Here is a 22,454-nt window from a genome sequence, read left to right as displayed (position 1 = left end):
TTGAAATGCAAGCTTTACTGTCCGCAATTACCGGGAACCGCTTACCTGCCGAATTACCTGCCGAGTTCCTTGTGAATGAACTCGAATATCTCTTCGTCCGTTGCGGACCCGATCTTCTCCGCGACCGCGCGACGCTCCGAGGTGGCGCCGATCTCGCTCCACTGGGCGACCAGCCCCTGCAGGCGGTCGGTGACCAGCTGGTACGTCGTGTCGTCCGGCGCCGTCCCGGTCAGCAGCGACCCGAGCCGGTCGATCTCCTCGACCAGGGACCCCTGCGCCGGCCCGTCCTGGAACTCCTCGTTCCAGAGGAACTCGGCCAGGGCGACGGGGGTGGGGCAGTCGAACAGCAGGGTGGCGGGCAGCTTCAGACCGGTCGCGGCACTCAGCCGGTTCCGCAGCTCGACCGAGGTCAGCGAGTCGAAACCCAGGTCACTGAAGGCGCGCGTGGCCTCGACGGCCTCGGCCGACGCGTACTCGAGCACCTCTGCGGCCTTGCTCTGGACCAGCTTGACCAGCGTCCGGTGCTGTTCGGCCCGCGACAGCCCCGCCAGCTCCTGCTTCAGGGACGTACCCGCGTCCGCGTCGGCGGTCGCGTCGGCGTCGGCACCGTCCAGGGCCTGCCGGACCTCGGGGAGGCCCTCGATGAGCGGGCTGGGCCGCCGCAGCGTGAAGGTCGGGGCGAACCGCGCCCAGTCCACGTCCGCGACCGTCACCAGTCGCTCACCGGCGTCCAGGATCCGGCCGAGCGCCTGGACCGCGTGGTCCGACGCCATGGCGTGCAGACCGCCCCGCGCCATCCACGCGGCGGTGCCCTCGTCGGTCATACCTCCGCCGCCCCAGGGGCCCCAGGCCACCGAGGTCGCCGGCAGCCCCTCCGCCCTGCGCCGCTCGGCGAGGCCGTCAAGGAAGGTGTTCGCCGCGCCGTAGGCGGGCTGAACGCTGCTGCCCCAGGTCGCCGAGATGGAGGAGAAGAGCACGAAGGCGTCCAGGTCCAGGTCCAGGTCCCTGGTCAGCTCGTCGAGGTGCGCGGCGCCCGCGGCCTTGGCCGCCAGCACGGCGGCCGTCTCGGCCACATCCGTCTCGTCGACCGAGGTCGCCTGTCCGATCCCCGCGGTGTGCAGCACCGCGGACAGCTCGGGACCACTCGCCCTGGTCCAGTCGATCAGCCCGGCGAGCTGCGAACGGTCACTCACATCACACGCCACGACATCCACGCACGCGCCCTGGACGGCCAGTTCGGCGACCAGCGCCGGCACACCGGCGGCGACGGGCCCGGAACGACCGGTCAGCACCAGACGACGCGCGCCCCGACCGGCCAGCCACCGCTCCACATGCCCGGCGATCGCACCCGTACCACCCGTGACCAGCACACTCCCGCGCGGCACCCACTCCTCACCAACCGCAGCGGACTGAGAAGCCCGCGTCAGCCGACGGCCCAGCAACCCGGCGGAACGAATCGCCACCTGATCCTCACCACAACCGGCCACCACCGCGACCAACCGCGCACCAGCCACGTCATCGAACACCGCCGGCAGATCGACCAACCCGCCCCAACGCTCCGGGTGCTCCAGACCGACAACGCGCCCCAGACCCCACACCAGAGACTGCGCCAGGTGAGCCGGGGCCTCGCCCGGCCCGGCGGCCATCGCACCGGACGTCACCATCCACAGCGGCGCGTCCACTTCCGCGTCACCGAGCGCCTGCACGAGAGCGAGCGTCGCGGCCAGCCCTGCGGGCACCACCGGATACTCGGGTACGGGCGTCTCGTCGAGGGCCAGCAGGGACACCACACCGCCGATCCCGGCTGCCGGTGCCTCCGCGCGGATCCGTTCGGCCATCCGTTCACGGTCGGCCACCGCCGGGGCCTCGACGAGCACCACCTGGGCGCCGCGCGCGGTCAGCGCCGTGACGCATCCCCGCGTCAGCTCGGCCGCGGCCGGACCGGCGGGCGTCACGACGAGCCAGGTACCGGACAGCGTGCTCGCGTCGGGTTCGGGGACCGGCGTCCAGGTCACGTGGTAGCGCCAGTTGGCGGTGACCGACTTGTCCTGCTCGCGCCGCCGCCAGGAGGCCAGCGCCGGCAGCACCGCGCTGAGCTGCTTCTCGTCCTCGATCGCCAGCGTCTGGGCGATCCCCGCGAGGTCACCGCCCTCGACGGCGGCCCAGAACTCCGCCTCGGCCGCCGTGCTCGCGCCGTCCCCACCGGCCGGCAGCGCGGGCGCCGCCGACTCCAGCCAGTACCGCTGGTGCTGGAAGGCGTACGTCGGCAGGTCGACCGACTCGCCGGCGGGGAGGACCGTCTTCCAGTCCACCGGCAGGCCACCGACGTAGGCCTGAGCCAGCGACCGCAGCAGCCGGGACGCGCCACCGTTGTCGCGCTCCAGTGTGCCCACCGACAGCACGCCCATGTTCCCGGCATCTTCGGCGGTCTCGGTCACCGCGGCGGTCAGCACCGGATGCGGGGAAACCTCGACGAAGTCACCGTAACCGGCCCCCAGCAGGGCCCGAACGGCCTCTTCGAAACGGACCATCCGCCGCAGATTCGCGAACCAATACCCCGCGTCCACCTCCGGACCCGAAAGCCACTCACCCGTGACCGTCGAAACCATCGGAACACGGCCCTCCCGCGGCGTGATCCCGGCAAGCTCCTGCTCCAGCACCCCTGCCAGCGGCTCCACCACCGGCGAATGCGCGACGAAATCCGTCTCCGGAATACGCCAGCGCAGCACATGCCGGGCAGCCAGCTCCCGCTCGAACTCCGCCAACGCCCCCGGCTCACCCGAGACAACGACCGAGGCCGGACCGTTGACCGCCGCCACCGACAACCGCTCACCCCAACCCCCGGCAAGCTCCACCACCGCCTCCGACGGCATCACCACCGACACCATCGAACCCTCAACCGACAAACCACTCAGCGCACGAGAACGCACCGCCACCACACGCGCGCCATCCTCAAGGCTGAGCATCCCCGCCACCGTCGCGGCGGCAATCTCACCCTGCGAATGACCCACTACCGCATCCGGCGTGACCCCGGCCGCCTCCCAGACCGCCGCGAGCGACACCATCACCGCCCACAACACCGGCTGCACCACATCAGCCGCCACCATCTCGGGCGCACCCTCCGCACCCGCCAACACCTCACGCAACGACCAGCCGACATACGGCGCCAACGCCCGCTCACACTCCGCGAGACGGGCAGCGAACACCGGGCTGGACTCGACCAACTCCCGGCCCATGCCCACCCACTGCGAACCCTGACCCGCGAACACAAACACCGTCCGCACACCAGAACGCGCCACATCCGCGACAACAGACCCACCCGGAGCGCCCGAAGCCAGACCCTCCAGCCCCGCCAGCAACTCTGTCCGATCGCCACCGACGACGACCGCCCGATGCTCGAACGTCGACCGCGTCGCCGCCAGCGACCACGCCACGTCCACCGGCGCCAACTCCGGCCGCGCCTCAACCCACTCACGCAACCGAGACGCTTGACCCGCCAGTCCCTTCGCCGACCGACCCGACACCACCCACGCAGCCACACCCGCACTCAACACAGCAGGAGCGGCAACGGCACCCGTGCCGTTCGCGTCGCCGACGACGCCCTCGGGCTCAAGATCCTCGGCGGGCGGGGCCTCCTCGACGATGAGGTGCGCGTTGGTGCCGCTCATCCCGAAGGAGGACACTCCGGCGCGCCGTACCCGGCCGTCCGCCGACCACGGCACCGTCTCGGTCAGCAGCCGGACGTCGCCGGCCGACCAGTCCACGTGCGGCGAGCGTTGCGCCGCGTGCAGCGTCGCGGGCAGTTCCCGGTGCTGAAGGGCGAGCACCATCTTGATCACACCCGCGACACCGGCGGCGGCCTGCGTGTGTCCGATGTTCGACTTCACCGACCCGAGCCACAGCGGCCGGCCGTCCGTACGTTTCCGGCCGTACGTGGCGAGGAGCGCCTGCGCCTCGATCGGGTCGCCCAGCGGGGTTCCCGTACCGTGCGCCTCCACCACGTCGACCTCGTCGGCGCGCACTCCGGCGTTCGCCAGGGCCGCCCGGATCACGCGCTGCTGCGAGGGACCGTTCGGAGCGGTCAGGCCGTTGGAGGCGCCGTCCTGGTTGGTCGCGCTGCCGCGTACCACCGCGAGCACCTTGTGGCCGAGCCGCCGCGCGTCGGACAGCCGCTCCACGACGAGCATGCCCGCGCCCTCGCCGAGGCCCATGCCGTCGGCGTCCGCCGAGAACGGCTTGCACCGTCCGTCCGGAGCCAGCCCCATCTGCTGGCTGAACTGGTCGAAGAGGAGCGGGTTCGCGGCCACCATGACGCCGCCCGCCAGGGCCAGCGTGCACTCGCCCGAACGCACCGCCTGGCAGGCCAGGTGCAGCGCCACCAGCGACGACGAACACGCCGTGTCCACCGTCACCGCCGGCCCTTCCAGGCCCATGACGTAGGCCACCCGGCCGGACACCACACTGGTCGAGATGCCGGTGACGAGGTGGCCGTCCAGCTCGCCCTGGAGGCCGGAGCTCCAGCCGTAGCCCGACGCGGACGCGCCGGCGAACACGCCCGTCGCGGAACCGCGCAGCGACGCGGGGTCCATGCCCGCCCGCTCCAGCGCCTCCCACGCCACTTCGAGGAGCAGCCGCTGCTGCGGGTCCATCGCCACGGCCTCGCGCGGGCTGATCCCGAAGAACCCCGCGTCGAAACCGGTCGCGTCGTAGACGAAGCCGCCCGACCGTACGGGTTGCCCGGACGCCGCCCCCGCGCCGGTCCGGTCCTCGATGACCCAGCCCCGGTCCTCCGGCAGCCCGGAGATGGCGTCGGCGCCGGCGGCGATCAGGCTCCACAGCTCTTCGGGGCTCGTCACCCCGCCCGGGTAACGGCAGCTCATGCCGACGATCGCCAGCGGCTCGTCGCCGGCCGCGGCCGTGACCGGCACGGTCCGGGCGTCGTCGGGAACGCCCGCGAGCTCCGCCAGGAGGAACTCGGCAGCGGCCGTGGGGGTGGGGGCGTCGAACAGCAGAGTGGCGGGCAGCTTGAGGCCGGTGCCGGCACTCAGCCGGTTGCGCAGCTCGACAGAGGTCAGCGAGTCGAAGCCCAGGTCGCTGAAGGCGCGGGTGACCTCGACGTCCTCAGGCGACGGGTAGTCGAGCACCGCGGCGGCCTTGGCCTGGATCAGGCTGATCAGCGTCCGGCGCTGTTCGGCGCGCGACAGCCCCGCCAGCTCCCGCCTCAGCGACGAGCCCGCGTCGGCGTCGGCGTTCGCGTCGGCGTCGCCACCGTCCAGGGCCTGCCGGACCTCGGGCAGGCCCTCGATGAGCGGGCTGGGCCGCCGCAGCGTGAACGGCGGGGCGAACCGCGCCCAGTCCACGGCCGCGACCGTCACCGATCCCTCACCGGTGTCCAGCACGTGGGCCAGTGCCTCCACGGCCTGGTCCTGATTCATGACCAGCAGTCCTCGACGCAGCCCCTGCGCCGCGCCCTCTCCGTCGGTCATGCCGCCGCCGCCCCAGGAGCCCCAGGCCACCGAGGTGGCGGGCAGCCCCTGCGCCCTGCGGTACTCGGCGAGACCGTCAAGGAAGGTGTTGGCCGCGGCGTAGGCGGGCTGAAGGCCGCTACCCCAGGTCGCCGAGATGGAGGAGAAGAGCACGAAGGCGTCCAGGTCCAGGTCCCTGGTCAACTCGTCCAGGTGCGCGGCGCCCGCGGCCTTGGCCGCCAGCACGGCGGCCGTCTCGGCCACATCCGTCTCGTCCACCGTGGTCGCCTGCACGACGCCCGCGGTGTGCAGGACCGTGGACAGCTCGGGCCCGACCCAGTCAATCAGCCCGGCGAGCTGCGAACGGTCACTCACATCGCACGCCACGACATCCACGCACGCGCCCTGGCCGGCCAGTTCGGCGACCAGCGCCGGCACACCGGCGGCGGCAGGACCGGAACGACCGGTCAGCACCAGACGACGCGCGCCCCGACCGGCCAGCCACCGCTCCACATGCCCGGCGATCGCACCCGTACCACCCGTGACCAGCACACTCCCGCGCGGCACCCACTCCTCGCCACCCGCAGCGGGCTGAGAAGCCCGCGTCAGCCGACGGCCCAGCAACCCGGCGGAACGAATCGCCACCTGGTCCTCACCGCAACCGGCCACCACCGCGACCAACCGCGCACCGGCCACGTCATCGAACACCGCCGGCAGATCGACCAACCCGCCCCAACGCTCCGGGTGCTCCAGACCGACAACGCGCCCCAGACCCCACACCAGCGACTGCGCCGGGTTGGTCAGGGCCTCACCGGATCCGACGGCAACGGCTCCACGTGTGGCAACCCACAGCGGCGCGTCCACTTCGGCGTCGCCCAGCGCCTGCACGAGGGCGAGCGTCGCGGCCAGCCCTCGGGGCACCACCGGGTACTCGGGTACGGGCGTCTCGTCGAGGGCCAGCAACGACACCACACCCGCCGGTGCCGCGTCCTCCGCCCCCGTCGCCCGTCCGACGACGGCCGCCATCCCGTCCCGGTCCACCACTCCGGCCGGGACCTCGACGACCGCCACGTCCGCTCCGCGGGCGGTCAGCGCCGCCGCGCACTGGCGCGTCAGCCCGTCGTCGGCCTGCCGGGCGACCACCAGCCACCGGCCGGTGAGCACGGCCGGGCCGGGGTCCGCGACCGGCGCCCAGGTCACGCGGTAGCGCCAGTTCGCGCTCGCCGACCGGTCCCGCTCCCGACGCCGCCACGACGTCAGGGCCTCCAGCACCTCGCCCAGCTGCTGCCGGTCCTCCAGCTCAAGCACTTCGGCCATGTGCGCCAGGTCGCCGCCTTCGACGGCGGCCCAGAACCGCGCCTCGGCCGCCGTGCTCGCGCCGTCCCCACCGGCCGGCAGCGCGGGCGCCGCCGACTCCAGCCAGTACCGCTCCTGCTGGAAGGCGTACGTCGGGAGGTCCACGCGCTCGCCGGTGGGGAGGATCGTCTTCCAGTCGACCGGCAGGCCACCGACGTAGGCCTGGGCGAAGGAAGTAAGCAGGCGGGACGCGCCGGCGTTGTCGCGCTCCAGCGTGCCCACCGTCAGGACGCCGCTCACGCCCGCGTCCTCGGCCGTCTCGGTCACCGCGGCGGTGAGCACCGGATGCGGGGAGACCTCGACGAAGTCGCCGTAACCCGCTCCCAGCAGGGCCCGGACGGCCTCTTCGAAGCGGACCATGCGCCGCAGATTCGCGAACCAATACCCCGCGTCCACCTCCGGACCCGAAAGCCACTCACCGGTGACCGTCGAAACCATCGGAACACGGCCCTCCTGCGGCGTGATTCCGGCAAGCTCCTGTTCCAGCACCCCTGCCAGCGGCTCCACCACCGGCGAATGCGCGACGAAATCCGTCTCCGGAATACGCCAGCGGAGCACATGCCGGGCAGCCAGCTCCCGTTCGAACTCCGCCAACGCCCCCGGCTCGCCCGAGACAACGACGGAGGCCGGGCCGTTGACCGCCGCCACCGACAACCGCTCACCCCACCCCCCGGCAAGCTCTACCACCGCCTCCGACGGCATCACCACCGACACCATCGAACCCTCGACCGACAAACCACTCAGCGCACGAGAACGCACCGCCACCACCCGGGCGGCGTCCTCCAGCGACAGCATCCCGGCAACCGTCGCCGCGGCGATCTCACCTTGCGAGTGGCCCACTACGGCGTCGGGGGTCACACCAGCGGCCTCCCACACCGCCGCAAGCGACACCATCACCGCCCACAACACCGGCTGCACCACATCAGCCGCCACCATCTCGGGCGCACCCTCCGCACCCGCCAACACCTCACGCAACGACCACGGCACATAAGGCGCCAACGCCCGCTCACACTCGGCAAGACGCGCCGCGAACACCGGGCTGGCCTCCGCCAACTCCCGGCCCATACCCACCCACTGCGACCCCTGCCCCGCGAACACAAACACCGTCCGCACACCCGAACGCGCCACACCCGCGACAACAGACCCATCCGGAGCGCCCGAAGCCAGACCCTCCAGCCCCGTCACCAACTCCCCGCGCTCGACCCCCAACACCACCGCCCGATGCTCGAACGACGACCGCGTCGCCGCCAGCGACCACGCCACATCCACCGGCGCCAACTCCGGCCGCGCCTCAACCCACTCACGCAACCGAGACGCTTGACCCGCCAGCCCCTTCGCCGACCGACCCGACACCACCCACGCACCCACACCCGCCACACCCGCACCCAACACAGCGGGAGCGGCGACGGCATCGGCATCGGCTCCCTCAGCCGAGTCGCCGTCCGAGGCGGCCTCGTACGGCTCGCCGTCCTCGGCGGTCGCGTCCGGCTTCTCCCCGTCCTCGGACGGAGCCTCCTCCAGGATGACGTGGACGTTGGTGCCGCTCATCCCGAACGCCGACACACCGGCACGGCGCACCCGGCCGTCCGCCGACCACGGCACCGGCTCGGCCAGCAGCTTCACGTCGCCGGCCGACCAGTCCACCTGGGGTGTCGGCTCGTCCGCGTGCAGGGTCGCCGGCAGCCGCCGGTTCCGCAGCGCCAGGACCATCTTGATGATCCCGGCCATGCCGGCGGCCTGCTGGGTGTGTCCGATGTTCGACTTCACGGAGCCCAGCCACAGCGGGCGGTCCGCGGGCCGGTTCTGGCCGTAGGTGGCGATCAGCGCCTGCGCCTCGATCGGGTCGCCCAGCGGGGTTCCCGTGCCGTGCGCCTCCACCACGTCCACGTCCTGCGTGGACAGCCGGGCGCCGGCCAGCGCCGCCCGGATGACGCGCTGCTGCGAGGGGCCGTTCGGCGCCGTGAGCCCGTTGGACGCGCCGTCCTGGTTGATCGCGCTGCCGCGTACGACCGCGAGCACCTGGTGCCCGTTGCGCCGCGCGTCCGACAGCCGCTCCACCACCACGACACCGGCGCCCTCGGCGACACCCATGCCGTCGGCCGAGGCCGAGAAGGTCTTGCACCGTCCGTCGGGAGACAGTCCGAGCGACCGGCTGAAATCGGTGAAGAGCACCGGGGTGGCCGCCACGAACGCGCCGCCGACGAGCGCCAGCGAGCACTCGCCCGAGCGCAGCGCCTGCGCGGCCAGGTGCAGCGCCACCAGCGACGACGAACACGCCGTGTCCACCGTCACCGCCGGGCCCTCCAGGCCGAGCGTGTAGGAGATGCGGCCGGAGAGGATGCTCGTGGCGTTGCCGGTCATCACATGGCCGTCGAGCTCGCCTTGCCGGCCCGATATCCAGCCGTACCCGGACGCCGACGCGCCGGCGAACACGCCCGTCGCGGAACCGCGCAGGGTCGCGGGGTCGAGTCCGGCCCTTTCCAGGGCCTCCCAGGCCACTTCGAGCAGCAGTCGCTGCTGGGGGTCCATCGACAGGGCCTCGCGCGGGCTGATCCCGAAGAATCCCGCGTCGAACCGGGTCGCGTCGTAGACGAAATTGCCCGCCTGTACCTCGGGGGCCTTGGAGCCGGAGGGGTCGTCGGGGTCGCCGACGTCCCAGCCCCGGTCCTGCGGCAGGCCCGCGACCGCTTCCCGTCTGGCTTCCAGCAGTTCCCAGAGGGCCTCCGGGCTGCGTACGCCGCCGGGGAAACGGCAGCTCATGCCGACGATCGCGATCGGCTCGTCACCGGCCGCTTCCAGTTCGTGCAAGCGCTGCCGAGTCTCATGCAGATTAGCGGTAACCCGCTTGAGGAAGTAGCGGAGCTTCTCTTCGCTCACTTACGTCACCCCGTCGAGGAATTAGCGGCCTTCGCCTTGTCAGTAAATTCCGAGTTCTTTTCCGATAAAGTCGAAGACTTCGTCGTCGGTTGACGATTCCAGCTTCTCCTCAACGCCGGTGTCGGCGGTCCGCTCCTGCGCTTCCCGCCATTTCGCGAGCACGACTTCGAGCCGGTTCGTGATTTGGGCGGACGCGTCGTCGCCACTGAGCGTGGCGAGCATGTTCTCCAGCTTGTCCAGTTCGGCGAGCACGGGCCGGGCCGCGTCGGCCTCCTCGGTCTGCCCCGCCCGCAGATGGTCGGCGAGCGCGGCGGGGGTGGGGTAGTCGAAGAGGAGCGTGCTCGGCAGGCGCAGTCCGGTCGCCGCGCCCAGCCGGTCGCGCAGTTCGACGGCGGTCAGGGAGTCGGCTCCGAGGTCGCTGAAGGACCGGTCGGCCTCGACGAGGTCGACGCTCGCGTGGCCCAGTACGGCGGCGGCCTCGGTCCGGACCAGATCGATCAGCAGCCGGTCCTGTTCCGCCCGTGACAGTCCGGCCAGTCGCGCGGCCAGCGCGTTGCCGGCCTCCGCCTCGGCGGTGCCGCCGTCGTTCTCGTTCGCGGCCAGGACGTCGACGACCTCGGGCAGGCTCTCGATCAGCGGACTGGGGCGCCGCATCGTGAACGGCGGCGCGAACCGCGCCCAGTCCACGTCCACGACGGTCATCAGCCGTTCCCGGCCGTCGAGCACCTGGGCCAGGGCCTGGACGGCCTGTTCCGGTTCGAGCAGGCGCAGTCCGCGCCGCTGCATCTGCACCGCGCCCTCGTCGTCGGTCATCCCGCCGCCGCCCCACGGCCCCCAGGCGATCGAGGTGGCGGTCCTGCCCCGGGCCAGGCGGTGTTCCGCCAGGGCGTCCAGGTAGGAGTTGGCCGCCGCGTAACCGGCCTGCAGGCCGCTGCCCCAGGTCGCCGCGATGGAGGAGAAGAGGACGAACGCGTCCAGGTCCAGGCCCGCGGTCAACCGGTCGAGGGCGGCGGCACCTGCGGCCTTGGCCGCCATGACCGAGGCCAGTTCGTCCACCGTGATCTCGTCCAGCGCGGTCGCCTGCGCGAGACCCGCGGCGTGCATCACCGCGGTCAGCGGCGGACCGTCGGCAGCGATCCCGGCGAGCACTCCGGCCAGCGCGGTGTCATCGGCGGCATCGGCCGCGATCACCTCCACCCGCGCCCCGGCCGTCGCCAACTCGGCTGCCAGGCGCGCCGCTTCCGCCGCACCGGGACCGGACCGGCTCGTCAGCACGAGCCGCTCCGCGCCGCGTCCGGCCAGCCAGCGCGCCACGTGCCCGCCGATCGCGCCCGTACCGCCCGTGATCAGGACGCTCCCGCGCGGCTCCCAGCGCCCCGCGTTCTCACGCGGCCGTGCGGCCCGGGTCAGGCGGCGGCCGTGGATCCCGTTCGCGCGGATCGCGACCTGGTCCTCGCCGCACCCGGCGAGCACCGCGCGCAGCCGGACCGCGGCCCGGTCGTCGAAGTCGGCCGGCAGGTCGATCAGACCACCGCCGTGGTCGGGGTGCTCCAGCGTGGCGACCCTGCCCAGCCCCCAGGCCTGCGCCTGTACGGGGTTCGTCAGCGCCTCGCCCGGCGCGACCGCGACCGCGCCGCGGGTGAGCACCCAGGCCGGAGCGTGCACGCCGAGGGCGATCAGGGTCTGGACGAGCGTCTGGGTCCCGGCCAGGCCGTTCGCCAGCGCCGGGTGTGCGGGCAGCGGTGCCTCGTCCAGCGCGAGCAGCGACACCACACCGGCGACCCCGGCCTGCGGGAGCACCGCGCCGATCCGCTCCGCCATCCGCTGCTGGTCGGCCGTCTCGGCGGTCTCGACCAGCACCGCGTCGGCGCCCCCGGCGGTCAGCGCCGCCACGCAGCGCCGCGTCAGGTCGTCACCGGCCTGCTCCGGTGTGGCCACCACCAACCACGTGCCGGCCAGCGGACGGGAGTCCGGCTCGGTGACCGCTGTCCAGCCCACCTGGTACCGCCAGTTGGCGGTCACCGACCGGTCTTGTTCACGACGCCGCCAGGTGGCCAGCGCGGGCAGCACATCGCTGAGTTGCTTCTGGTCCTCAAGGGCCAGCGTGTCCGCGATCCGGGCCAGGTCACCGTCCTCGACCGCCGCCCAGAACTCCGCTTCGGCCGCGGTGCTCGCACCGTCACCACCCGCGGCGGGGCCGGCGGCCGGGGCGGTCAGGACACCCTTGGGCCAGTACCGCTGGTGCTGGAAGGCATACGTGGGCAGTTCAACGCGCTTGCCCGTCGGGAGGACCTTGGACCAGTCCACGGCCGCGCCGTGGACGAACGCCCGCGCCAGACCGGTCACCAGGCCGGTGACACCCTGTCCGGCCTGCTCCTTACGCCGCTGGAGCGGTACGAACACACCCTCATCGCCGCTACCGACACCGGCCACGGCATCCGGGCCGAGCGCCGACAGCGAGCCGTCCGGGCCGACTTCGAGGAACACCGACACACCCTGCGCCGCCAGCGCGGCCACCGCGTCCGCGAACCGCACCGCCTGCCGCGTCTGCGCCGGCCAGTAGCCACCCTCACACTCCGAGAGCACCTCACCACTCAACGCACCCGCCCACAACACGCGCGGACGCTGATACTCCAGCCCAGCCGCCACCGAAGCGAGCTCCTCCAACACCGGATCCATCGCCGGGGAGTGGAAGGCATGCGAGACCCGCAGCCGCCGCACCCGACGACCCCGCTCCCGCCAGAGCTCCACCACCCCGTCCACGGCACCGGCCTCGCCCGACACCACCACCGACTCCGGCCCATTCACCGCAGCAACCGACACGCCCGACACACTCGCCAAACCGGCGAGCACGTCTTCCTCGGACGCTCCGATCGCGGCCATCGCCCCGCCGGCCGGCAGGCCCTGCATCAACCGTGCGCGAGCGCCCACCAGTCGGCAGGCATCCGGCAACGACAACACACCCGCCACATACGCGGCAGCCACCTCACCGACCGAATGCCCCACCACCGCATCCACCGACACACCGGCAGCCTCCAACACCGCCGCCAACGCCACCTCGAACGCGAACAACCCAACCTGCGCGAACAAGGTCTGGTCGGACAACGACTCGTCCGCGCCTGCCGAGCCGAGCACGACATCGCGCACCGACGAGCCAACGTCCGTGCCCAACTCCAGCTCAAGCAGCCCGCAGACACGATCGAAGGTCTCGGCGAAGACCGGGCTCCCCGCATACAGACCCCGGCCCATACCCGCCCACTGCGACCCCTGACCAGCGAAGATCAGACCCACCCGAGCACCCTGCCGCGCCACACCCGACACCACCGAAGCAGCCGACACACCGGCAGCCAGCTTCTCCAGACCGGTGACGAAGTCCTCCCGGTCAGCACCCACCACCACCGCACGGTGCTCGAACACCGACCGGGACGCGGCCAGCGACGAACCGACGTCGGCCGGCTGCAGCTCCGGGCGGGCCAGCACCCATGCGCGGAGCCGGTTCGCCTGGGCCGCCAGGCCGTCCGCGGACCGGCCCGACACCACCCACGCGCCGACACCGCCGGAACCGACCACCAAGGGACCGACCGCCAAGGGGTCGTCCGCCAACTGGCCGTCCGCCGGCGCGCCGTCCTCCTCCGGAGCCTCCTCCACGATGACGTGCGCGTTGGTGCCGCTGATGCCGAACGCCGACACGCCGGCACGGCGCACCCGCTCACCGTCGGACGGCCACGGCACCGACTCCGTCAGCAGCTTCACGTCACCGGCCGTCCAGTCCACGTGCGGCGACGGCTCGTCCGCGTGCAGCGTCCGAGGCAGCCGCTCGTGCCGCAGCGCGAGCACCATCTTGATGATGCCCGCCATACCGGCGGCGGCCTGTGTGTGACCGATGTTCGACTTCACCGATCCCAGCCACAACGGCCGGTCCCCGGCCCGCTCCCGGCCGTACGTGGCCAGCAGCGCCTGCGCCTCGATCGGGTCGCCCAGCGGGGTTCCCGTGCCGTGCGCCTCCACCGCGTCCACATCGGCCGCCGTCAGCCGGCCGTTGGCCAGGGCGGCGCGGATGACGCGCTGCTGCGACGGGCCGTTCGGCGCCGTGAGTCCGTTGGACGCGCCGTCCTGGTTGATCGCGCTGCCGCGCACCACGGCGAGGACCCGGTGTCCCTCGCGCCGGGCGTCGGAGAGGCGTTCGAGCACCACCATGCCGGCGCCCTCGCCCATGCCCATGCCGTCGGCCGCCGCCGAGAACGCCTTGCTGCGGCCGTCCGCCGCGAGGCCGCGCTGCCGGGCGAAGCCCACCATCTCCCAGGGCGTCGCCATGACCGAGACGCCGCCGACCAGGGCCATCGAGCACTCCCCGGAGCGCAGTGCCCCGGCGGCCATGTGCAGGGCCACCAGCGACGACGAACACGCCGTGTCCACCGTCACCGCCGGGCCCTCCAGGCCGAGCACGTACGAGACCCGGCCGGAGATGATGCTGGTGGCGTTGCCGGTGATCAGGTGGCCTTCGGTCTGTCCGGCGCCGGCGTCTTCCCGGCCCGCGAGCTGGAGGCTGGCCAGCGCGTAGTTCGACGAGTAGCCGCCGATGAACACCCCGGTGCGCGAGCCGCGCAGCGACGCCGGGTCGAGGCCGGTGGACTCCAGTGCCTCCCAGGAGAGTTCGAGCAGCAGCCGCTGCTGCGGGTCCATCGCGACGGCCTCGCGCGGGCTGATCCCGAAGAATCCGGCGTCGAACCGGGTGGCCTGGTGGAGGAATCCGCCTTCGCGCGAGTACGTGGTTCCGGCGTGTGCCGGGTCGGGGTCGAAGAGGGCGTCCGTGTCCCATCCCCGGTCCTGCGGGAAGCCCGAGATGCCCTCGCCGCTGGCGGCCAGCAGGTCCCAGAGTTCCGCGGGGGTGTTGACCTCCCCGGGGAACCGGCAGCTCATCGCCACGATGGCGATCGGCTCGTCGTCGGCGGCGGCCGGGGCGTGCCCGTCCGGTGCCGTCGGGTTCTCGGCGAGGGTGCCGAGCAGTTCCGTCCGCAGGTGGTCGGCGAGGACCGTCGGGTTGGGGTAGTCGAACATCAGCGTCGCGGGCAGTGCGAGGCCCGTCACGGTGGCGATGCGGTTGCGCAGTTCGACGGAGGTCAGGGAGTCGAAGCCCATCTCGCTGAAGGCGCGGCCCGGGTCGACGTCGTCGGGCGTCCCGTAGCCGAGTACGGCGGCGGCTTCGCCCCGGACGGTGTCCACGAGCAGCCGGTCCCGCTCGGCCCGCGACAGGCCGGTCAGCCGCCGGGCGAGCTCGCCCTCGTCGTGCGGTCCGCCGCTCTCGGTGTGCCGTGCCGCCTTCAGTTCCTGTACGTCGGGCAGGTCCCGCAGGAGCGGGATGTCCAGGAAGTCGGCCTGCCCGGGGGCGGCCGCGAGGGCGGGCAGGTCGAGGTCCATGACGGTCAGGACGGTGTCCGGGCCCGCCAGGGCGGCGCCGAGGGCCTTGACCGCCAGGTCGGGGTCCATGAGGACTTCCCAGCGGTTGCGGCGCAGCCGCTGCCGGGCCGCGTCGGTGGCCTGGGAGACGCCTTCGCCGGCCCAGGGTCCCCAGGCGACGGAGAGGGCGGGCAGGCCCCGGGACCGGCGGTTCTCCGCCAGCGCGTCCAGGAACGCGTTCGCGGCCGCGTAGTTCGCCTGGCCCGCGCCGCCGAAGGTGGCGGCGGCCGAGGAGAACAGGACGAACGCGTCGAGTTCGCGGTCCTGGGTCAGTTCGTCGAGGTGGGCGGCGCCGGCGGCCTTGGCCGCGAGGGCGGTGGCGAGCCGGTCGGCGGTCAGCCGGTCGAGTACGCCGTCGTCGAGTACGCCCGCGGTGTGCATGACGGCGGTCAGCGGCGGTCCGCCCGCTCCGATGCGGTCGAGCTGTGCGGCCAGGTCGTCGCGCCGGCCGCTGTCGCAGGTGCTGATCTCGACGTGGGTTCCGGCGGTGGCGAGGTGGGCGGCCAGCCGGGCCGCGCCGTCGGCGGCGGGCCCCGAGCGGCTGGCCAGGACGAGGCGTTCGGCGCCGCGGTCGGCCAGCCAGCGGGCCACATGGCCGCCGACCGCTCCGGTGCCGCCGGTGATCAGGACGGTGCCGCGGGGTGTCCAGTCCCGGCCCGTCCCGGGCCGGGGAGCCCGGGTCAGGCGGCGGCCGAGGATCCCGGCGGGCCGGATCGCCACTTCTTCCTCGCCGCAGCCGGCGAGCACCGCGCACAGGCGGCTCGCGGCCCGGTCGTCGAGCACGGCGGGCAGGTCGATCAGGCCGCCCCAGCGCTCCGGCTGCTCCAGCGAGACGACACGGCCGAGTCCCCACGTCTGGGCCTGCGCGGGTCGTGTCAGCACGTCGCCGGGGCCGGTGGCGACCGCGCCGGCGGTGAGCATCCACAGCGGTGCGGTGATCTCGGCGTCGGTCAGCGCCTGGAGCAGGGTCAGGGTGCCGGCGAGGCCGCCGGGCACCTCGGGCCGGGCGGCGGTCGGCGTCTCGTCGAGGGCCAGCAGGGAGACCACTCCGGCCACCCGCGCCGGTTCCCCGCCGCCGGCGGCCGTGGCGGCGTTGTGCAGGGTGCGGGCGAGGTCGGCGGCGAGTCGCTCGCGCCGCGCCGTGCCCGCGTCGATCTCGACGATCTCGGTCCGCGCGCCCCGGGCGGCGAGCGCCCGTACGCACGCCCGTACCGGCTCGTGCGGGCCGCCGGCGGGGACGGCGACCAGCCAGGTGCCGGTCAGCGCCGCCGGCGCGGGGTCGGTGACGGGGGTCCAGGTGACCCGGTACCGCCAGTTCGAGGTGGCGTCGTTCTCCCGTTCGCGCCGCCGCCAGGCCGCGAGCGTCGGGAGGACCTCGGTGAACGGCCGCTGTCCGTCCAGGGCCAGGGTGTCGGTCAGGTGCCGCAGGTCCCCGCCCTCGACGGCCGCCCAGAAGCGGGCCTCGGCCGCCGTTCCCGCGCCGTCCTGGCCGGCCGCCGCCGGGGCGGCCGCGCGGGACGCGCCGAGCCAGTACCGCTGGTGCCGGAACGCGTAGGTGGGCAGGTCCGTGCGCCGTCCGGCGGGCAGCACCCGCGGCCAGTCGACGGCGGTGCCGCCCACGTGCACCCGCGCGAGTGCCGTGAGCAGGCCCCGCGGGCCGCCGTCCTCGCGGGACAGCGTGCCGGTGATCACCGGCGCGCCGGAGCCGGCCGCGCCCTCGACGGTCTCCAGGGTCTCGGCGATCCCGGTGGTCAGCACCGGCTGCGGGGACACCTCGATGAAGGTGCGGTTCCCGGCCGCGGCGAGTTCCCGGATCGCCTCGTCGAAGCGGACCGTGTGGCGGACGTTGGCGAACCAGTAGCCGGGGTCGAGTTCCGGGCCGTCCATCCAGCGGCATTCCACGGTGGAGAACAGCGGGATCCGCCCGGCCGCCGGTGTGATCCCCGCCAGGCTCTCGGTGAGTTCCCCGGCCAGTTCCGCCACTGCGGCGGAGTGCGCCACGAAGTCGGTCACCGGGAGCGGCCAGCGCATGACGTGCCGGGCGGAGAGTTCCGCCCCGAACTCCGCCAGGGCCTTCGTGTCGCCGGAGACCACGGTGGCGGCGGGCCCGTTCACCGCGGCGACGGACAGCCGGTCGCCCCACGGGGCCAGCAGTTCGCGTACCGCCGCGGCGGGCATCACGACGGAGAGCATGCCGCCGCCGGTGCCGAGCCGGGACAGGGCCCGGCCGCGCACCGCCACGACCTTCGCCGCGTCGTCGAGGGTGAGGATCCCCGCCACGGTGGCCGCCGCGATCTCGCCCTGGGAGTGGCCCACGACCGCGCCCGGTGTGACACCCGACGCCTCCCACACGGCGGCCAGCGACACCAGTACCGCCCACAGCGCCGGCTGCACCACGTCGGCCCGCTCCAGGGCGGGCGCGCCGTCCGCTCCGGCCAGCACGTCGGTGAGGGACCAGTCCACGTACGGCTCCAGGGCCCGCGCGCACTCGGCGAGGCGGGCCGCGAAGACCGGCGACGACGCGGCCAGTTCCCGTCCCATGCCCGCCCATTGGGCGCCCTGGCCGGGGAAGACGAACACCGGCTCGGTCGCCTCGGCGGCCGCGTTCGCCCCGGTGACGACGCCGGGGGCGGGCGTGCCGGCCGCCACGGCGGCCAGGCCCTTCGTCAGTTCCGCACGCCCGGTGCCGGTGACCACGGCCCGGTACTCGAACACGGAGCGGGTCGTCGCGAGGGAGCGGGCCACGTCCGCCGGGTCCAGCTCCGGGCGTGCCGCCACGTACTCGGCGAGGCGGGCCGCCTGCGCGCGCAGGCCGTCCGCCGTCCGGCCGGACACCAGCCACGCGCAGGTGTCCGGGGCGTCCAGGGCCGCGTCCGGCGCTCCGGCGTCCGCGGCTTCCACGGACGTCTCGTCGTCCGCGGGCTCGGGGGCCTCTTCGAGGATGAGGTGGGCGTTGGTGCCGCTGACGCCGAACGACGACACTCCGGCGCGGCGCGGCCGTCCGTCGGTCTCCCACGGTCTGGCCTCGGTCAGCAGCCGCACGTGGCCGGCCGTCCAGTCCACGTGCGGGGACGGCTCGTCGGCGTGCAGCGTCCGCGGCAGCTGCTTGTGCCGCAGCGCGAGGACCATCTTGATGAGTCCGCCGATGCCGGCCGCCGCCTGGGGGTGTCCGATGTTCGACTTCACCGAGCCCAGCCACACCGGCCGGTCCTCCGGCCGGTCCTGGCCGTAGGTGGCGATCACCGCCTGGGCCTCGATCGGGTCGCCGAGCACGGTCCCGGATCCGTGCGCCTCGACCACGTCGACGTCGGCGGTGGACAGCCCCCCGCCGGCCAGCGCCTCGCGGATCACCCGCTGCTGCGCGGGGCCGTTGGGCGCGGTGAGGCCGTTGGACGCGCCGTCCTGGTTCACGGCGGCGCCGCGCAGCACGGCGAGGACGGGGTGCCCGTTGCGCCGGGCGTCCGACAGCCGTTCGAGCACGACCATTCCGGCGCCCTCGGAGATGCCCATGCCGTCGGCGGCGGCGGAGAACGACTTGGACCGGCCGTCGGGAGAGAGCCCCCGCTGCCTGCTGACCCAGACGAACAGGTCGGCGGTCGCGGCCACGAACACCCCGCCGGCCAGCGCCAGGGAGCACTCCCCGGACCGCAGCGCCTGCGCCGCCAGATACACCGACACCAGCGCCGACGAGCAGGCCGTGTCGACCGTTACGGCCGGGCCCTCCAGGCCGAGGGTGTACGCCACCCGCCCGGAGAGCACGCTGGTCGTGGTGCCCGTCAGCAGGTGCCCGTCGAGGCCCTCCGCGGAGTCGACGGCGATGCCGTACCCGGCGAAGCTCGCGCCGGCGAACACCCCGGTCCGGCTGCCGCGCAGCGAGGACTGGACGATGCCGGCCCGCTCCAGCGCCTCCCACGAGGTCTCCAGCAGCAGCCGCTGCTGCGGGTCCATGGCGAGCGCCTCGCGCGGGCTGATCCCGAAGAACCCCGCGTCGAACGCGGCGGCGTCGTAGACGAACCCGCCCTGACGCACGTACGACGTCCCCTGCCGGTCCGGGTCCGGGTCGTACAGGCCGTCCAGGTCCCAGCCGCGGTCCTGCGGGAACGCCCCGATCGCGTCGGTGCCGGAGGCCAGCAGCTCCCACAGCTCCTCCGGGCTCCGCACCCCGCCGGGGAAGCGGCAGCCCATCCCGACGATCACCACCGGATCGTCGTCCGAAGGCGCCGCGCCCACCGCTACGACGCCGGTCGCCGGCTGCGCGCCCAGCAGTTCGGAGCGCAGGTATCCGGCGAGCACCGACGGGTTGGGGTAGTCGAAGAGCAGCGTCGCGGGCAGCTTGAGCCCGGTCACCGAGCCGAGCCGGTTGCGGAGTTCGACGGCGGTCAGGGAGTCGAAGCCCAGATCGCTGAAGGCCCGGCCGCTCGCGATGGCCTCCGGCGACGCGTACGCGAGCACGGCCGCGGCTTCGGCCTTGACCAGGCCGACCAGCGTGCGGTCCTGCTCGGCGGTCGGCAGGGCCGCCAGGTCCCGCTTGAGGGACGCGCTCGCGTCCGCGTCGGCCGTGCCGCTCGGGTCCGCGTCCGCGACGGAGTCGTCCAGGGCCCGGCGGACCTCGGGGAGGCTCTCGATGAGCGGACTGGGCCGCCGCAGCGTGAAGGTCGGGGCGAACCGCGCCCAGTCCACGTCCGCGACCGTCACCAGTCCCTCGTCGGCGTCCAGGACCTGGGCCAGCGCCTGGAGTGCCGACTCGGGGCTCATCAGCCGCAGTCCGCGCCGCTCCAGTTGCACTCCGTCGTCCCCGGAGCTCATCGTTCCGCCGTTCCACGGCCCCCAGGCGACGGACGTCGCGGGCTTCCCCGCGGCGAGGCGGCTCGCCGCCAGCGCGTCCAGGAACGCGTTCGCGGCGGAGAAGCCGGGCTGCCGGCCGCCGCCCCAGACGGCGGCCACCGAGGAGAACAGCACGAACGCGTCGAGGTCCAGGCCGGCCGTCAACTCGTCGAGCCAGACCGCCGCGTCCGCCTTGACCGCGAGCACCGGCGCGAGCTCCGCGACGCCGACGGCGTCGACCGGCCTGTCGTCGACGGCCTCCTCGGTGTGCACGACCGCCGTCAGCGCGGAACCGGTCGCACCGGTCCAGTCCACCAGCGCGGCCAGTTCGGCGCGCTCCCCTGTGTCGCACGCCACGACGTCCACGGAGCTGCCGAGGGCCGCCAGTTCGGCCGCGCGCACGGCGACACCGGGGGCGGCGGGGCCGGAGCGGCCGGTCAGCACCAGACGGGGCGCGCCCCGCCCGGCCAGCCAGCGCGCGACGTGCCCGCCGATCTCGCCGGTACCGCCGGTGACCAGCGCGCTCCCGCGCGGCGGACGGCCCGCCGGGGAACCGCTCGGCCGCGGTGCCCGGGACAGCCTCCGGCCCAGGAGCCCGGTCTCCCGGATCGCCACCTGATCCTCGCCGCCACCCGCCACCACCGCCGCGAGGCGAGCGCTCGCGCGGTCGTCGAAGTCGGCCGGCAGGTCGATCAACCCGCCCCAGCGCATGGGGTGTTCGAGACCCACGACGCGTCCCAGGCCCCACACGCGTGCCTGCGCCGGAGCGGCGGGCGCCTCACCCGAGACGGCCGCGACGGCACCGCGGGTGAGAACCCACAGCGGCGCGGCCACGTCGGCGTCACCGAGGGCCTGCACCAGGGCGAGCGTGGCACCCAGGCCGCCGGGGACGGCCGGGTGGCCGGGCAGCGGTGTCTCGTCGAGGGCCAGCAGCGAGACGACGCCGGAGACCGAGGAGAGCTCCACGTCCGGCGACGCCGCGTCGAGCGCCGCCGCCGCGTCGGCCCGGTCGACGGCACCGTCCGGCATCTCGACCACGACGGCCTCGGCCCCACGGGCGGTCAACGCCGCCGCACACCGCCGGATGAGGTCGTCACCGGCGGCCGCGGGCGCGGTGACGACGAGCCAGGTGCCGGACAGCGGACGCCGGGACGGCTCGACGATCGGCTCCCAGGTGACGCGGTAGCGCCAGTTGGCGGTGACCGATTTGTCCTGCTCGCGTCGCCGCCAGGAGGCCAGCGCCGGCAGCACCGCGCTGAGCTGCTTCTCGTCCTCGATCGCCAGCGTCTGCGCGATCCCCGCGAAGTCACCGCCCTCGACGGCGGCCCAGAACTCCGCCTCGGCCGCCGCACTCGCGCCGTCCCCGCCGACGAGAGCGGCGGACTCGGGCTGGTTCTTGAGCCAGTACCGGTCGCGTTGGAAGGCGTAGGTGGGCAACTCCACCGGCTCACCGGCGGGGAGGACCGTCTTCCAGTCGACCGGCAGGCCACCGACGTAGGCCTGGGCGAAGGAAGTGAGCAGGCGGGACGCGCCGGCGTTGTCGCGCTCCAGGGTGCCCACCGTCAGCACGCCGCTCACGCCCGCGTCCTCGGCGGTCTCCGTCACCGCAGCGGTGAGCACCGGATGCGGGGAAACCTCGACGAAGTCGCCGTAACCGGCCCCCAGCAGGGCCCGGACGGCCTCTTCGAAGCGGACCATCCGCCGCAGGTTCGCGAACCAATACCCCGCGTCCACCTCCGGTCCCGAAAGCCACTCACCGGTGACCGTCGAGACCATCGGAACACGGCCCTCCCGCGGCGTGATCCCGGCAAGCTCCTGCTCCAGCACCCCTGCCAGCGGCTCCACCACCGGCGAATGCGCGACGAAATCCGTCTCCGGAATACGCCAGCGCAGCACATGCCGGGCAGCGAGCTCCCGCTCGAACTCCGCCAACGCCCCCGGCTCACCCGAGACAACGACCGAGGCCGGACCATTGACCGCCGCCACCGACAACCGCTCACCCCAACCCCCGGCAAGCTCCACCACCGCCTCCGACGGCATCACCACCGACACCATCGAACCCTCAACCGACAAACCACTCAGCGCACGAGAACGCACCGCCACCACCCGCGCGCCATCCTCAAGGCTGAGCATCCCCGCCACCGTCGCGGCGGCAATCTCACCCTGCGAATGACCCACTACCGCATCCGGCGTGACCCCGGCCGCCTCCCAGACCGCCGCGAGCGACACCATCACCGCCCACAACACCGGCTGCACCACATCAGCCGCCACCATCTCGGGCGCACCCTGCGCACCCGCCAGCACCTCACTCAACGACCAGTCGACATACGGGTTCAACGCCCGCTCGCACTCGGCGAGACGCGCCGCGAACACCGGGCTACAGGCAGCCAACTCCCGTCCCATGCCCACCCACTGCGACCCCTGCCCCGCGAACACAAACACCGTCCGCCCACCGGACCGGGCCACACCCGCGAC

Annotated in this window: 2 protein-coding genes; both read right to left on the bottom strand. The window is 73.6% G+C overall.

The features are described from left to right. Positions 1-53: 53 nt before the first annotated feature. Positions 54-9,698: a type I polyketide synthase gene (locus tag ACSNOK_RS09335; protein WP_436780128.1), complete on the bottom strand. Its 9,645-nt coding sequence runs from the start codon at positions 9,696-9,698 to the stop codon at positions 54-56. A 39-nt stretch (positions 9,699-9,737) separates the two neighbouring features. Next, complete coding sequence (locus ACSNOK_RS09330) at positions 9,738-22,415, bottom strand: type I polyketide synthase (protein WP_436780127.1); 12,678 nt, start codon at positions 22,413-22,415, stop codon at positions 9,738-9,740. Positions 22,416-22,454 lie beyond the last annotated feature (39 nt).

Source organism: Streptomyces sp. URMC 126, from assembly GCF_051386555.1.
Lineage (GTDB): Bacteria > Actinomycetota > Actinomycetes > Streptomycetales > Streptomycetaceae > Streptomyces.
This window is presented reverse-complemented; position numbering and strand designations above follow the sequence as displayed.